This window comes from Mesorhizobium sp. LMG17149, from assembly GCF_024518695.1.
Lineage (GTDB): Bacteria > Pseudomonadota > Alphaproteobacteria > Rhizobiales > Rhizobiaceae > Mesorhizobium.
On the sequence record NZ_JANIFL010000007.1, the window covers coordinates 400889 to 417013 of the forward strand.

General features: G+C 64.3%; 13 protein-coding genes. 5 read left to right on the forward strand and 8 right to left on the reverse strand.

What is annotated here, in order from left to right; genetic code table 11:
• Positions 1-37 precede the first annotated feature (37 nt).
• Both NP945_RS19170 and NP945_RS19175 read left to right on the forward strand, forming a co-directional pair.
• Positions 38-1375, forward strand: coding sequence for an aromatic ring-hydroxylating dioxygenase subunit alpha (locus NP945_RS19170; protein WP_256747234.1), 1338 nt, complete (start codon positions 38-40; stop codon positions 1373-1375).
• Positions 1376-1460: 85 nt separating this feature from the next.
• On the forward strand, positions 1461-3107 hold the full coding sequence (locus NP945_RS19175) for an acetolactate synthase large subunit (protein WP_256747235.1): 1647 nt from the start codon (positions 1461-1463) through the stop codon (positions 3105-3107).
• A gap of 43 nt (positions 3108-3150) precedes the next feature.
• On the opposite strand, the gene NP945_RS19180 is transcribed toward NP945_RS19175, so the two are convergent.
• From NP945_RS19180 to NP945_RS19215, 8 genes are all read right to left on the reverse strand, one after another.
• On the reverse strand, positions 3151-4320 hold the full coding sequence (locus NP945_RS19180; RefSeq protein ID WP_127327020.1) for a substrate-binding protein: 1170 nt from the start codon (positions 4318-4320) through the stop codon (positions 3151-3153).
• 82 nt (positions 4321-4402) lie between these two features.
• The gene (locus tag NP945_RS19185; RefSeq protein WP_256747236.1) at positions 4403-5104 is read right to left on the reverse strand and encodes an ABC transporter ATP-binding protein; all 702 of its coding nucleotides are present in this window, start codon (positions 5102-5104) and stop codon (positions 4403-4405) included.
• 2 nt (positions 5105-5106) lie between these two features.
• Positions 5107-5811 (reverse strand): ATP-binding cassette domain-containing protein, encoded by a 705-nt coding sequence (locus NP945_RS19190; RefSeq protein ID WP_127327022.1) that lies wholly within the window; start codon positions 5809-5811, stop codon positions 5107-5109.
• Positions 5808-6794, reverse strand: coding sequence for a branched-chain amino acid ABC transporter permease (locus tag NP945_RS19195; protein ID WP_127320913.1), 987 nt, complete (start codon positions 6792-6794; stop codon positions 5808-5810). Before NP945_RS19195 ends, NP945_RS19190 begins: the two co-directional genes overlap by 4 nt.
• On the reverse strand, positions 6791-7648 hold the full coding sequence (gene urtB / locus NP945_RS19200) for an urea ABC transporter permease subunit UrtB (protein ID WP_256747237.1): 858 nt from the start codon (positions 7646-7648) through the stop codon (positions 6791-6793). The genes NP945_RS19195 and urtB overlap by 4 nt, the downstream gene beginning before the upstream one ends.
• Before the next feature lie 4 nt (positions 7649-7652).
• Positions 7653-8774, reverse strand: coding sequence for a class II histone deacetylase (locus NP945_RS19205; protein ID WP_256747238.1), 1122 nt, complete (start codon positions 8772-8774; stop codon positions 7653-7655).
• An 84-nt stretch (positions 8775-8858) separates the two neighbouring features.
• A complete protein-coding gene (locus tag NP945_RS19210; RefSeq protein WP_256747239.1) occupies positions 8859-11582 on the reverse strand; it encodes a LuxR C-terminal-related transcriptional regulator in 2724 nt (907 codons plus the stop codon).
• Positions 11583-12281: a GNAT family N-acetyltransferase gene (locus NP945_RS19215; protein ID WP_256747240.1), complete on the reverse strand. Its 699-nt coding sequence runs from the start codon at positions 12279-12281 to the stop codon at positions 11583-11585.
• Between the two features lie 169 nt (positions 12282-12450).
• Here NP945_RS19215 and NP945_RS19220 point away from each other — a divergent pair, with 169 nt between their 5' ends.
• The 3 genes from NP945_RS19220 to NP945_RS19230 are packed head-to-tail and all read left to right on the forward strand — an operon-like array spanning position 12451 to position 16112.
• The gene (locus tag NP945_RS19220; RefSeq protein ID WP_256747290.1) at positions 12451-13746 is read left to right on the forward strand and encodes an ArgE/DapE family deacylase; all 1296 of its coding nucleotides are present in this window, start codon (positions 12451-12453) and stop codon (positions 13744-13746) included.
• Positions 13743-14801 carry a phosphotransferase gene (locus NP945_RS19225; RefSeq protein WP_256747241.1) on the forward strand — a complete coding sequence of 353 codons (1059 nt, stop codon included), beginning with the start codon at positions 13743-13745 and terminating at the stop codon, positions 14799-14801. Before NP945_RS19220 ends, NP945_RS19225 begins: the two co-directional genes overlap by 4 nt.
• Complete coding sequence (locus NP945_RS19230; RefSeq protein ID WP_256747242.1) at positions 14802-16112, forward strand: aspartate aminotransferase family protein; 1311 nt, start codon at positions 14802-14804, stop codon at positions 16110-16112.
• Positions 16113-16125: the final 13 nt, after the last annotated feature.

Here is a 16125-nt window from a genome sequence, read left to right on the forward strand (position 1 = left end):
CATCATTCTAACGCCAGCGAGCAGAAAGGTGTTTGCCGTGCAGGCCTACACACCGAACAGCCAGCCTATCGACAGAAGCGAGACCGTCAGGCTGATCGACCGGCAACGTCCGGACTGGTCGCTGGAACAGGCCTTTTATGCCGACCCGGCGATCTTCGCGCTGGAACGGGACTTGTGGTTTCCGCGCCAATGGATGCTTGTCGCCCATGCCAGCGAGGTTCCCGAAAAGGGCCGCTACATCGTGCGCCAGCTGTTCGACGAGGAGATCATCGTCGTGCGCTTCGGCGACGCCGAGGACGACATCGCGGCCTACTACAATGTCTGCACCCATCGCGGCTCGCGGCTCTGCGCCAAGGATGGTCGCGGCAAGCTTCTGGTCTGCCCCTATCATGCCTGGTCGTTCAGGCTGACCGGCGAACTGCAGTCGCGGCAGGATCTGCCGGCAAGCGTCGATCCGGAAGCGCTGGGACTGCACCGCGTGCCCTGCAAGAGTTTCGGCGGCCTCGTCTTCTGTGGCCTCGATGCCAGTTCGCTGCCCGACATCCAGCCTGTCGCGGACGGGCTGACGGGCGGCTTGCGCGAAAACGGCCTCGACCGTGCACGCATCGTCGCCCGCAAGAATTATCTGACCAAGGCGAACTGGAAGCTGGTACTCGAGAACTTTCTCGAATGCTATCACTGCCGGCCGGCTCATCCCGAATATTACCGCGTCAACGGCCATGTCAAAGTGACCGCGACCCGCGATGCCGACAAGGCGGTCGAGTGGCAGAACGAAATCGAGGCCTGGCACAGCGTCATCGGCGATGCCGAATTCCACAAGGGCGCATGGCAAGCAGGCGACCTCGACACGATGCCGTTTGCCATGCACCGCAAGCCGATCGGCTCCGGCCGTAACACGCTGTCCAATACGGGCGAGGGGGTCTCGTGCCTGATGGGTGGTCGTCACGCCTATGATGGCGGCGAAAGCGGCTTTCGCCTCGGACGCCTGTCGTTTGCAAGTGCTGCCAATGATTATGTCACGCTGTTCCAGATGATACCGCGCAACGCCATGGAAACAGACGTCATCCTGACCTGGCTCGTCGACAAGGATGCCGATAACGACGTCGACGCCGATGCGATCAGTTGGATGTGGGACGTCACCACGGTGCAGGACAAGAAGATCACCGAAGACAATGCCGACGGCATCATGTCGCGCGCCTACCGGCCGGGCCCCTATACGCCGCTGGAAAGCCAGACCTCGTTCTTCGTGCAGACCTATCTGTCGGAACTGCGTTCGCTGATCACCGGCACGCGCGGCGCGACCGTCAGCCAGTGGTCCGCGCCGAAGGAACTTTTCGCATCGCCGAAAGCGGCGAGCTGCAACACGCGCCTCTGACCCGCGGCCGAAGATGCCTCTTTGAGGCGTCGCATTCCGATGCCATATGAAGGTGGCCGACGGAATGTTGCGGGAGAGACAGTTTATGACCAAAGGTTCGGACTTGTTCGTCGCGGCCCTCGAGAACGAAGGGGTCGAACGGATTTTCGGCATTCCCGGCGAAGAAAATCTCGATATCGTCGAATCCATCCGCCGCTCCTCGATCCAGCTGATCCTGACCCGCCACGAGCAAGCAGCCGCTTTCATGGCCGCCACCTATGGCAGGCTCACCGGCAAGGCAGGTGTGTGCATCACCACGCTTGGCCCAGGCGCGCTCAATCTTTCGACCGGTTCGGCCTATGCGCTGCTCGGCGCGATGCCGATGATCATGATCACCGGCCAGAAGGGCATCCTGTCATCCCGGCAGGCGCGCTTCCAGATCGTCGACATCGTCGCGGCGATGAAGCCGCTGACCAAGCTGTCGCGCCAGATCGTCTCGCCGAAGGTGATCCCCTCGCTGGTGCGCGAAGCTTTCCGTGTCGCCCAGGAAGAACGTCCCGGCCCCGTACATCTGGAACTGCCGGAAGACATTGCGGCGGCCGAGTGTGAGCCGATCGCACTGGTGCCGACGCACCCGGTCGAACTGCCGCTGGCCAGCCCGGGTGCGCTTGATCGCGCCGCCCTTATGATCATGGAAGCCAGGCGCCCGCTGCTGATGTTCGGCGCGGCGGCGTCGCGTCCGCGCGTGACCCCCGATGTCGCGCAGTTCGTGCTGCGGACGCAAATTCCCTATTTCACCACGCAGATGGGCAAGGGAACCGTGCCCGGCGGCACGGAGCTCTATATAGGAACGGCAGCCCTTTCGGAGCGCGACTACGTGCACGAGGCCATCGAGCAGGCCGATCTGATCATCACCATCGGTCACGACACCGTGGAGAAGCCGCCCTTCATCATGGGAGCGAAGGGGCCGAGGGTCATTCATGTCGGCTACCAATCAGCCGATGTCGAGCAGGTCTATTTCCCGCAAGCCGAAATCGTCGGCGACCTCGGCCCTTCGCTGGCGCTGCTGGCCGACCGCATCGAGGGCAAGATCCCCAACGCGCAGGTCCTGCTGCCGCTGCGCGAAGGCATTCTGAGCCGGATCGCCGCGCGCGCCACCGAAGATCGCTTCACGCCGCAGCGCATCGTGCACGACGTGCGCGCCGTGATGCCGGCCGACGGGATTCTCGCCCTCGACAACGGCATGTACAAGATCTGGTTTGCGCGCAACTACCGGACGCGCATGGCAAACACGATCCTGCTCGACAATGCGCTGGCCACCATGGGCGCGGGCTTGCCGTCGGCGATGATGGCGGCACTGCTCTATCCGCAGCGCCGTGTCATGGCCATCTGTGGCGATGGCGGGTTCATGATGAACAGCCAGGAACTGGAAACCGCCGTCAGGCTCAAGCTCAACCTGGTCGTCCTGCTGCTCGAGGACCACGCCTACGGCATGATCCGCTGGAAGCAGGCGGTCGATGCGTTCCCGGATTTCGGCATGACCTTCGGCAATCCCGATTTCGTCAAGTATGCCGAGGCCTATGGCGCCAAGGGGACCAGGGTTGCGGAGATCACCGACTTGCGGCCGGTGCTGGAACAGGCCTTCACCGGCGGCGGCGTGCATCTCGTCGTCGTGCCCATCGACTATTCCGAAAACACCAGGGTGCTTGTCGACGAACTGCGCGAGCGGCTGCCAGCGCCGCAGACGCCCTGACGGCAGCGACAAGCCGCCGTCAGGATTGCTTGGGCGGAAGACCCTACACCTTGCAGTAAGGCGTCACCGGCTCGATGGTGCCGAAGTCCTTAGCGATCTCGTAGCCGATGCCGTCGGCCGCCGCCTTGCCTACATAGGAATGGCACAGCGTGTGGTTGTTGGTGGCGTCGACACGGATCTTGCCTTGCGGTGCGTCGAACTCGATCGACGGCAGCGCGGCCAGCACATCATCGTCCTTCAACGATCCAGCCTTCTCGGCGGCCAGCGCATAGAGATGCAGGCCGTTGTAGCCGGCCTCGCCGATGCCGTTGACCATCTTCTCCTGACCGAATTTCTCGCGGAAGCTCGAGATGAACTTCTTGTTGACCGGGTTGTCCAGCGCCATCCAGTAGGGTTGCGGTGCATAGGTGCCGGCCGCCACGCCGGGCGGCAGCGCGTCCTTGTTGAAGACCTCGTCGAGCGGGGCGATCAGCGGCTGCTTGATGTCGAAGCTGCGATACTGCTTGAGCTGGGTGACGGCGTCGTTGCCGACCACCATCGACCAGACGACATCGGGCTTCAGTGACTTGATCTTCTGGAAGGCCGGGCCGAAATCGGTGGTGCCGAACGGATAGTAGTCGGCGCCGATGATCTTGCCGCCGGCCTTCTCATAGGCCGCCGTGATCGCCTCGGTCATCTTCTGCGGCCAGGCATAGTCCGAAGCCATGACATAGATCGTCTTGCCGAGGTTCTCGGCCACCCATGGCATCATTGGGTCGACCTGCTGCATCGGGATCGGGCCGGTGGCGACGAAGTAGCGGTTGCATTCGCCGCCTTCGAAATTGGTCGGGTAGAAGAACAGCTTCTTGGCCTTCGAGGTGACCGACAGCGTGGCGCTGCGCTCGGGCGAAATGATCGTGCCCATGATCACGTCGACCTTGTCTTCGTTGATGAGCTTGCGCGCCTTGTCGATGGAGCCCTTGGTCGTGGTCTGGTTGTCCTCGATGATGAGCTCGACCTGGCGTCCGCCAATGCCGTTGGCGGCGTTGAGTTCGGCGGCGGCCAGCTTGTAGCAATTGAGCAGCGTCTCGCCGAGAATCGCCTGCAGCCCGGTGATCGGGATCGACAGGCCGACCTTGACGGTGTCGGCGGCGCGCAGGATCGACGGCGCGCCGACGATGGCGAAGGCGGCCGCGGCGCCGCCGGATTTCAAGACAGTTCTTCTGCTTATCATTGTTGTGTTCCCTTCCAGTCCCAGGCGCGCCCCATGCACGCCTTACAAGTCAACAAGCTCCCAGGCGCGCTTCAGGCGCGCTCTATAGGGCCAACAGGTCCTTCAGCAGAGTCTCGTCGGCGAACGCCTCCGGCGCGCCTTCATGGACGATCCTGCCCTTCTCCATCACCAGGCAGCGGTCCGATGCCTTGAGAACGAGATCTAGATTCTGCTCGACAAGAATGATCGCGATGCCGCGCTCGCGGGCGATGCGCGGCACCAGTTCGGCGATCGACTGCACGATGTTCGGCTGGATGCCTTCCGAGGGTTCGTCGAGCAGCAGCACCGACGGCAGGCCGCATAGCGCGCGACCGATCGCCAGCATTTGCTGCTGGCCGCCCGAAAGTGTGCCGGCAACCTGCGCTTCGCGCTCCCGCAGGATCGGAAAATAGCCGAAGATGTCGTCCGGAATGCCGCCATCGCCACGCTCCTTGGCGGCGCGGGTGCCGACCTCCAGGTTTTGCCGCACCGTCAGCTGGTTGAAGATCCCGCGCCCCTGCGGCACATGCGCGATGCCTGCCCGCGCGCGGCGGAAAGCTGGCGCGTTCGTGAGGTCTTTATCACCGAGAACCACCGCGCCTCCGCTCGCCCGCAAGCCGCCGGCGATGACGCGCAGCAGCGTCGTCTTGCCGGCGCCGTTGCGGCCAAGCAGGCCGACGACTTCGCCGGACGCGACACTGAGGTCGATGCCGTTCAGCACCGGGAGCAGGCCGTAGCCGGCCGAGACGGCAAGTGTCCGCAGCATGCTCAGCGCCTCCCCAGATAGACGTCGCGGACCATCTCGTCGGTCTCGATGTCGTGGAAAGGACCGCTGCGCAGCCGGCGTCCCTGATGCAGCACCAACGTCTCGCAGTTCAGCGCCCGCACGAAGCGGATGTCGTGCTCGACGGCAACGATCGAGAACTCGCCCTTGAGGCGCAGCAGCATCTGCGCCGTCGCCAGCGTCTCCTGCGGCGTCATGCCGGCAGTGGGTTCATCGAGCAACAGCAGGCGCGGCTCTATCGCCAACGCCATCCCGATCTCCAGCCATTGCTTCTGGCCATGCGCGAGCTCGCCGGCCAGCGTGGCGGCACGGTTACCGAGCGCGACCAGTTCCAAGAGTTCACCAACCGGGCGCACTGGCGAAGGCGCGCCCCAGCGCGCGACCTTCAGATTGTCCTCCACCGAGAGGTTCGGGAAGACCGAGGGAATCTGGAATTTGCGGGCGATGCCGAGCCGGGCGATGCGATGCAGCGGCAGTCCGGCAATGTCGTGGCCGAGGAAGCGCACGCTGCCGCTGGTCGGACGCAGCGTGCCGGTCAGCACGTTGAGGAAAGTGCTCTTGCCAGCGCCGTTCGGCCCGATGATGCAGCAAAGCTCCTTGTCTCGTACGGTGAGGTTCAGAGCCTCCAGCGCCTGCAGTCCGCCAAAGCGGATACCGACATTTTCAGCCTGCAGCAGGATGTCGCTCATTGCGCGCGCCTCCTGCCCTTGAACAGGCCTTTCAGCCGCGCGTAGATCGACAGGATGCCATCCGGCAGGACGAAGACGATGATGACGAAGACACAGCCGAGCAGAAGGGGCCACAGGCTCGGGTTGAAGCTGCTGATCGTCTGCTGCGCGCGCTGAATGAAGATGGCGCCCAGTACTGGCCCAAGCAGCGTGCCGCGTCCGCCGACCGCCACCCAGACGATGACTTCCGTCGACAGAAGCAGCCCGGACAGATCGGGTGCCACCAGCCCGGCCATACAGACATAGAGGGCGCCGGCAAGGCCGGCGATCGCCGCCGACAGGACGAAAGTGACAAGCAGCCGCAACGGCGCATTGTGGCCGAGCGCGGCCGCCCGGATTTCATTGTCTTGAATGGCGGTCAGCACTGTGCCCCAGCGGCCACGGCTGATCAACCAGAGCGCCAGCACCGTCATGGCGACGATGGCCGAGACGAAGATGTAGCTGGGCAGATCCTGGCTGAGATCGACGTGCAGCCCGCCAAGATCGAACTCGATCGGCGGGATGCCGATCAGGCCGCTGTCGCCGCCGGTAACCGAGCTCCAGGAGACCGCGGCCTGCTGGCAGATGACGCCCATGGCCAGCGTGACGATGGTGAAATAGCTGCCACGGATGCCGCCGAAGAACAGGAAGTAGCCGATGATGGCGGCGACGAAGGCCGCACCCGCCACCGCACCCATGATGCCGAGTAAGCTTCCAAAGGGGATGGCATCATTGAGTGTGACCAGCGCCATGATGTAGCCGCCGATGCCGAAAAAGGCGGCGTGGCCGAAACACAGGATTCCGGTGCGGCCCCAGAAGAAGTCGAGGCTCGCCGCGAAAAGGCCGAAGATCAGCGCGTCGCGGATCACCGTCAGCTGATAGCCGCCGGCAAAGAACGGATAGATGATCGCGAGCGCCACGCAGGTGGCGAAGATCAGCAGCCAGTTGCGATCACGGGCGATCATCGCGACGCTCCGTTGAACAGACCGTTGGGCCGCAGACGGACAGCGACGATGGCCGCCAGCAGCACGATCGCCTGCGCCAGTGACGGCGAGATCTGGTAGTTGAGGATGCTGGTCAGCCCGCCGACAAAGACGCTTCCGGCGACAAGGCCGCCGATCGAGCCGACGCCGCCGACGATGACGACGAAGAAGGCATTGGCGAGATAGTTCACCCCCATCTGCGGCAGCACGATCGCCAGCGGCGCGACCAGTCCGCCGGCGAGGCCGGCGATGGCCGCGCCGAAGGTGAAGGCAATGGCGTAGGTGCGCCTTGTGTTGATGCCGACGCCCTCGGCCATCTCGCGGTTCTGGATGACGGTGCGGATGTCGAGCCCGAAGGACGTCCGGCTGATCAGCAGGATGACGCCCAGCAGGGTCAGCATGGCGATGCCGATCAGGATCAGCCGGTAGGCCGGATAGACGGTGAAGAAGAGATCGAGCGTGCCCTCGATCGGCGGCGTCACCGGCTTGGCGCCGAGACCGAAGGTCAGTTCCAGCCCTTGCTGCAGGATCAGGCTGACGCCCCAGGTGGCGAGAACGGTCGAGACAGGCCTGGAATAGAGATGGCGGATGATGGCGAATTCGAGGATACAGCCGACCACCGCGCCGGCGATGGGCGCGGCGGCCAGGCCCAGCCAGAAAGAGCCGCCCATGCTCTGGACGAAATAGACAGCGAAGGCGCCGACGGTGACGAACTCGCCATGCGCCAAATTGGTCACGTTCATAAGCCCGAAGCTGATGGCCAGCCCGAGCCCGACCAGCATCAGGATGCTGATCAGCGTCAGCGCGTTGAGAAGCGTGGTGACGACAAAATCCATCGCGTCAGGCCGCGCTGGCGAGGCGTTGGCGCAGGCCGGCGAGCAGCCCCTCTGCGGCATCGATTACAGCGGCCTGGTGCGGCTGCAGATCCTGCCCGGCCCATTCGTCGATATGCTCCGACAGCGGGTCGATCACTTCGGTGCGATGATTGGCCAGCGTCTCGATGACGGCATGGCCGCAGAACGGCACGTAGCCTTCGGAGTAGCCGCCTTCATGGGTCATGATCAGGCGTCCTTGCGAGGTCTCGGCGGCCAACGCCACCATGCGCGCGGCGAGCCGCCTGAAGCATTCGCTGTTGAGCATCATGCGGCCGAGCGGATCAAAGCCTGACGCATCGAAGCCGGAAGCGACGATGACGAGGTCCGGTCTGTAGGCGCGCAGCGCAGGTGCGATGACGCGGTCGAAAGCCGCTTCATAGGCGCCGGTGCCGCTGCCCCCCGGCAGAGGTATGTTCATGTTGTAGCCTTTGCCGGCATCTTTCCCGTTGTCGGCCAGCGCACCGCGCCCGGTCGGGTAGAGATTGTCCTGATGCACGGAAATGGTCAGCACCGACGGGTCGGAATAGAACACCGTCTCGGTGCCGTTGCCGTGATGCACATCCCAGTCGACTATCGCCGCGCGCCCGAGCAGGCCTTCATGCTGCAGCCGGCGCACGGAGACGCCGATGTTGGAGAACAGGCAATTGCCCATCGCCTGGTCGGGCTCGGCATGGTGTCCCGGTGGCCGCGCCAGCGCATAGGCATTGTCGACGCGGCCGGTCAGCACGGCGCGCATGGCGGCATAGGTGGTGCCGGCCGACAGCAGCGCGATGTCGAAACTGTTGAGGCCGATCGGCGCCTGCGGCCCGGCGAAGCCGGATCCGCGGTCGCTCAGCATGCGGATATCGTCGACATGGCGTTGCGTGTGCACGCGCAGCAGGTCCTCGATCGAGACTGGCTCTGGGATGATCGGCACCAGATGACGCGACAGGCCACTGACCTGGATGAGGTTGTTCAGCCGGCGCTTCGAGCCGGGCGATTCCAGATGGCGGCCGGGTTCCACGAAACGGCCGGGCGGCATCATGTCGGCGCTGGGGCCGGTGTCGTGCCACATCAGCTGTTCGTGAAAAACGTAGCCTGTCGCCATCCGCAGCGTCCTCTGAAAACCAGGTGACGCTAGCAGGCTGACGATCATGTGGCCCGACCCGAAAGAGGGGTTGTGCCCGTTATTCTATACCCCTCCTTTCGGAGGGGGATGGGCGCCTGCTGACCCTTGCGCGGCGCGCACCGCCTGCACCCGGTTGGATACCGCAAGCTTGCCGAAAATGTTCTTCAGGTGCCATTTCACCGTGGTTTCGCTCACCGACAGCGCCAAGGCGATATCGCGATTGGACATGCCCTCAGTGAGATAGCGCAGCAGTTCGGCCTCGCGCTGGGTGAGCTGTTCCTTCTCAGCGGCTGGTGCGGCCAGCTTGCGAGTCGCGACAGGCATTGTCTGCGCGGCGTCGATGATGCGCGTGGCATAGGCTGACAGTGCTGGATCGGTCTTTGCCTGGGCCGCACGCAGCCGCATCAACCCGTCGATAACAGGCCTTCCCTCGTCGACGAAGGAACGGATGAAGCCTGACGGCTGGGCAAGACGAAGTGCTTCGAGAAGATAACGGTCCGCCACGCGTTGGTCATGGGTGGCGCTGACTGCCTTGGCGCGCAGGATCAGCGCGAGGATATGGCGGCGCATGCGCCCGCTGCTTTTCGTTCGCACCAACAATTCGTCGAAAATTCGGGCGGCCGCGGCATAGGATTTCTCGGCCGTCAGCAGGCGGCCTTCGGCGAAGAACTCGAACTCGTTGGCGGTGGTGATGGCCATCGAAGCCTCGGTCCCTTCGCCGCGATGCTCGGTCAGCAGCGCGCGCGCCTCGACATTGCGGTTCTGGTCGAGCAGCACACGTATGCGGTCATGCACGATCATCGATGCCAGGCGGCGATAGACGGTGCCGCGCACGCGTTGATAGATGCGCTCAAGCATATCCAGTGCCGCTTCGGTGCGGCCGGTCAGCTGCAGCACGCGGGCATAGGTCGGCACGCTGGCCAAGGGATAGACGATGACCGCCGCGCCTTCGATCTGCGGTCCGAGATTCTCGACCAGCGTCAACGCCTCGCCCGACGCATTGGTCTCGTAGGCGAGTTCGGCAAGCAGCGTTCCGGCTAGGGCTTCGGCATAGGAGTTTGCACCGATCCGCGCCCTGGCCTCGATGATGGCGTTGCGCAGCAGCCGCTCTGCGGCGGGCAGGCGGCCCGCCGAACGCTCGATCACGGCCATGTAGCAATTGGCGATGGTGACGCCGAGCAGGCTGCCGCTTCGCTCGTGCGCCCGTCGTGCCGCGTCGATGGCGGCGCGGGCACCTTCGAGGTCGCCCAGCGCATAGAGGTTGTAGCCTATGACGTTGGCGGTCGCGCCCTCCATGAACCAGGCATCGGGCGCAATGACGCGCAGGGCCGCAAGGGCTGTGTCGCGCGCCTGATCGAACTGCTCCAGCGTGCTGTGCACGGCAGCGGCGAGGACCACGAGCTCGGCCTTTATCGTCGTGCCGGTCATGGTGCCAGGGTCACTGCCGTCGGCCGGTCCGGCCTCGACCAGCTTGCGCGCGTTGCTAAGCGTCTGCTGCGCAATCTCGGGTTGGCTGCTGTGCACCGCCAGCCACAGCACGACGAGTTGCAGCCGGATGCGCTGGTCAATCAGCGTCCTCGGCAGCAGCGCAAGCAACTGACGCACATAGAGGAGCTGGCACTGGGCGATGAGGTCGAGCGCATTGTTCTCGACGAACACCGCCGCGCGGGCATGGTCGCGGGCGGCCAACGCGTGCCCGATCGCCTCTGTCAGCATCTTGCGCTCGCCGAACCATTCGGCGGCCGCCAGATGCAGCGGCGCGATCATCTCCGGTTCGCGCCGCTCCATTTCGCGGCTGAGGAAATCGCGGAACAGATGATGGTAGCGGAACCAGCGCCGTTCTTCGTCGAGCGGCACCAGGAACAGGTTGCGCGTCTCGATCTCGGTAATCGCCGCCTCGGCATCGGCCGCCCGCATCACCGCTCGGCAGGCCTCGGCACTGAAGCGTTCGAAGATCGAACTGTAGAGCAGGAATTTTGCGATTGCCGGCGGCAGTTCCAGGAACACTTCGCCCATCAGGAAGTCGGCGACGTTTCGGTTGGCGCCGGTGAAGTTGCCGATGGTTTCGGGTGCATGTGCGGCACTCAGCGACAGCGAGGCCAGTTGCAGGCCGGCGGCCCATCCTTCGGTGCGCGAGCACAGGGTTTCCACCGCACCGCTGCTGACGCTCAAGCCCAGCTTGTCGTTGAAGAAGGCTTCCGCTTCTGACGAGGCGAAGCGCAGATCGTCCGGGCCGATTTCGAAGACGTCGCCAAGCACCCGGAGCTTGCCGAGCTGCAGGTCGGGCAGGCTGCGCGAGCCGATGACGAAGGCGACGTTTGCCGGCGCCTGCCGGGTCAGACGCTCCATGAACCGCTTCACCGCCGGCGCCTCGATGGCGTGGTAATCGTCGAAGAACAGGGTGATGTCGGCCTGGCGCGCCGCCAGACCCGCCACAAGCGCCGAGAGCACGACATCGAGCTGGGGGATCGGGCTCGACTGGAAGGCAAGATCGAGTTCCGCCGGACTCTGGACCAGTTGGCGCAGCGCGCCCACCAGATGCGACAGGAAGGCGCCCTCGTCATTGTCCGTCGCTTCGCAAGACAGCCAAGCGGTCAGCCGACCGTGGCGCGCGACTTCCGCGGCCCATTGCGCCATCGTCGTCGATTTGCCGAAGCCGGCGGGCGCGGCGAACAGCACGATGCGCGTGTCGATATGGCGCTCCAGCGTCGACAGGATGGTCTCGCGGCGAACCCATCGGCGATGGTGCGGCGACGCTTGGCTGACGGATTGCGGGGCTGTTCTCATCTAGGTCCGCGCAACTTGTCGCTTTTCCGGGGAAAGCGCGGCTCCCTTGCCATTGCTCCACTCCGTTTCGATCAGCGGAATCTGCGGTGCGGCATCGCGCGGCAAGGTTCCCTTGATCCGGGGATCGTCGACGATCTCAAATCCGGTCGCGAACGGCACGAACCCGCAGGCACTGTAGAAGCCGATGACGCTGTGATGATCGAAGCTGCTTGTATGCAGCCAGATGCGGCTCGGGTTGAGACGCCATGCGAGGTCCAATACCCCAGCCATCAGCCGCTTGCCGAAACCCCTGCCGGTCAGGGACGGGAACAGGCCAAAATAGATGATCTCGATCTCGCTGCTGTCGGCGACGAAGAATTCGACCATACCGAGATGGGCGCCGGTCTCGTCATGGCCGTAGTAGAGATGCTGGCGCGGGTCAGCGAAATGCTCGGTGATTTCGGCATCGGACATTTCGGAAACACGGTCCCAAAGCCAGGGCGCGCCGATCTCGAGGAAGATCGCCCGATAGGAAGCGCAGTCGGGCGTCGTAATCCGTGTCATGGCCAAGGGGTGCGCGAGATCGGGCTGCGGCGAGCGCGCCTCCATCCACGTCACCGCATTGGCAAGCTTGCCCGCCGGCAGGCGATGGTAGCCAATGGCGAGATCGGTGATTTCGGCCGGCATCGTGTCTTCGGTGATCAACGCATTCCCCGTCATGTCTTCCAGAGATAGCAGTATCGGCTTGCTGCATCCGATGCCAACTCCCCAAGACCATGGCAGCATCGAACGGCAAACCTTGGACTGAAAGTTTGGCGCGTATGCCTCTTGCATTTCACAGGAATGGCATATGAGATATGATACACCATTCAGAAGAAAGTGAAATATGATGCCTGAGCGGATTGCGGACGAGGCCATTCTGAGCGCGGTCGATGACGGCTTCGCGCGGCAGGTAGCGTTTCTGCAAGAGCTCGTGCGTTTTCCTTCACAGCGTGGCGAGGAACATGCCGCACAATCGTTCATGGCGGCTGCCTTTGAGGCTGACGGCTATGCCGTCGACATGTGGCGCGTCGATGTCGATGCGATTCGCGACCTGCCGGGTTTTTCACCCGTGGCAGTTTCTTATGACGACGCCTTCAATGTCGTTGCCACGCATACGCCGCGAAACGCGACCGGCCGCTCGCTGATCCTCAACGGCCATATCGATGTCGTTCCGACCGGACCGCTCGACCGCTGGGTGCGCGATCCCTACGACCCGGTGATCGAGGACGGCTGGATGCATGGCCGCGGCGCCGGCGACATGAAGGCCGGCCTGTCCGCCTGTCTCTATGCGCTGACCGCCTTGCGCAGCCTTGGCTATCAGCCGGCCGCGAACGTTTACCTGCAGTCGGTGGTCGAGGAAGAATGCACCGGCAATGGCGCGCTTGCCTGCCTGCAGCGCGGCTACCGCGCCGACGCCGCCTTCATTCCCGAACCGCTGGAGCCGAAGCTGATGCGGGCACAGGTCGGGCCGATCTGGTTCCGGGTCGAGGTCGACGGCGATCCGCAGCACGCGTCGGGTGCATTCTCGGCCGGCGCCAATGCCATCGAAAAGGCCTTCGTCATCATCCAGGCGCTGAAGCAACTCGAAATCGTCTGGAACGCGCGCAAGGTCGACGACAAGCATTTCCATGATCACCCGCACCCGATCCGCTTCAATCTCGGCAAGATCGAAGGGGGCGAGTGGACATCGAGCGTTCCGGCGCGCTGTGTCTTCGAGATGCGCGTCGCCACCTATCCCGGCCAGAGGCTCGAAGACGCGAGAGCCGAGCTCGAGGCCTGTATCGCCGAAGCGGCGCGTGCCGATCCGTTCCTGGCCAATCGTCCGCCGAGCCTCACCTACAACGGCTTCATGGCCGAAGGCTATGTGCTGGAGGGTGCCGACGAGATGGAATCCGTGCTGCGCCGCAGCCATACCGCCGTCTGGGGCGAGCCGCTGGCGGAACACGTCACCTCGGCGACCACGGATGCGCGCTTCTTCGGCCTCTATGCCGACACGCCGGCGATCGTCTATGGCCCGATCTGCCGCATGCCGCATGGTTATGACGAGGCGGTCGATCTCGGCTCGGTGCGCAAGGTCACCCAGACCATCGCGCTGTTCATCGCCGACTGGTGCGGGCTTGAACCTATCGAGGCTAAGCCATGAATGCGGCCGTCCCCGATGCGTTCGGCGAAACACTCGCCGAGGACGCGCCTGATGTTTCGGCGGCCGAAGCGCTCGCCATCCTGCGCCGGTACTATGGGCTGACCGGCACCGCGCGTCCGCTGCCTGGCGAACGCGACCACAATTTCCACATCCAGGCCGACGGCGAGCGTGAGTTCGTTCTAAAGATCTCCCATCCGGCGGAAGAGGCCGGCTTCACCGATTTCCAGAACAAGGCGCTCGACCACATCCTTGCAGTCGACCCCACCTTGCCGGTTCCCTCGGTGCGCAAAAGCCTTGAAGGCGAAGCGCAATTTGCGGCCAGTGTTGGTGGATCGGCGCCGCGCATCATCCGGCTGGTGACTTATCTGCCCGGTCAGCTGCTGTCGCGCTCGCCGACTTCCGATGCGCAGGATCGCAATCTCGGCGTCTTCCTCGCCCGCCTTGGCCGGGCGCTGCGCGGCTTCTTCCACCCGGCCGCTGGCAACGACCTGCTCTGGGACATCCGCAAGGTCGCCAAGACACGGCCGATGATGGCGCATATCAGTGATCCGAGCCGGCGGGCGATGGTCGAGCGCGCGATCGACTCCTTCGAGCAGCATGCGGCGCCGGTCATCCCGACCCTGCGCGCGCAGATCGTTCACAACGACATGAACTCCTACAATGTGGTGATGGACGCGTCGCGGCCGGAGATCGTCAGCGGCATCCTCGATTTCGGCGACATGATCCATTCGCCGCTGATCTGCGACCTCGCCATCGGCGCCGTCTATCGCTGGCCGGCGCAAGGCCATCCGCTGGCGCCGGCCGCGCGCTTCGTCGCCGGCTATCAGTCCGTGCAGCCGCTCGAGGAGGAAGAGATCAGCATTCTCTTCAATCTGATCCGTGCCCGCCTTGCGCTCATCGTCAACATCGCCAGTTGGCAGGCCGAGCGCTCCCCGGCCAAGCGCGACTATGTGCTGCGCCTCGCCACCGAGGTCTGGGCCTCGCTTGAAAAGCTGGATGGTCTGTCATCCACCGATGCCCGCCGCTATTTTCTCGACAATTCCAATCCGGAGTAAATGCTCGTGTCCCAGTCCTCGCCATATCCTTCAAATGCCGACGCGGCAGCATCGGAGCGCGCGCTGCTCGAGCGCCGCGCCAGGCTGCTCGGGCCGACTTATCGCGCCTTCTACCGCAACCCGATCCATCTGGTGCGTGGCAGCGGTGTGTGGCTCTACGATGCCCAGGGTCGCAGACTCCTCGACGCCTATAACAACGTCGCCTCGGTCGGACACTGCCATCCGCGTGTCGTCGAGGCGCTGTCGGCGCAGGCCGCCACGCTCAACACCCACACACGCTATCTCAGCGAGATCATCCTCGACTACGCGGAGAAACTTCTCGGCACCGTGCCGGCCCACCTCGGCCATGCCATGTTCACCTGCACCGGCAGCGAGGCCAACGACCTCGCCATCCGCATCGCCCAGCATTCCAGCGGCGGCACCGGCGTGATCATCACCGACTTCGCCTATCACGGCGCCACCATCGCGACGGCGCAACTGTCGCCGGCGGCGGTCGGAGGTAAGGGCGTGCCCCCGCAGCACCGCACCGTGGCAGCGCCGGACACGTTCCGCGACCATGGCCGGGCCGCGCATGATTTCGCCAGAAATGTCGCGGCCGCCATCGAGGACATGGGCGCAAAGAATATCCGGCCGGCAGCGCTGCTTCTCGACTCGGCCTTTTCCAGCGACGGTATCTTCTTTCCGGATGCGGCGGTGATGCGCGAGGCGGCCGACCATGTAAAAAAGGCCGGCGGCATCGTCATTGCCGATGAGGTCCAGTCTGGCTTCGGCCGGCTCGGCCAGGGCATGTGGGGCTTCGCGAATTACGGCGTCGAGCCCGACATCGTCACGATGGGCAAGCCGATCGGCGATGGGCACCCGATGGGTGCCGTGCTGGTGCGGCCGCAACTTGTCGCCTCCTTCGGCTCGAACACCGGTTACTTCAACACTTTTGGCGGCAATCCGGTCGCTGCCGCCGTCGGCCTCGCCGTTCTGGAGGTGATCGAAGGTGAAGGACTGATCGAGAATGCGCGCAATGTCGGCGCCTATACGGCTGAGCTGCTGCGCGCCCTGCAGAGCCGGCATGGCGCGGTCGCCGATATCAGGCACAACGGCCTCTATTTCGGTGTCGAGCTGACGGCGGACGGTGACGAGGCGCTGGCCGCCACCAAGACATCGGCGGTCGTCGAAGCCATGCGCGAGGACGGCGTGCTGATCTCGTCCTGCGGTCCGCGCGGCAATGTGCTGAAGATCAGGCCGCCACTGCCGTTTGCCAGGGACAATGCCGAGCAACTGGCCGAGACGCTCGATCGCGCGCTGTCGAACTGGTGATCGGGCCGATCGC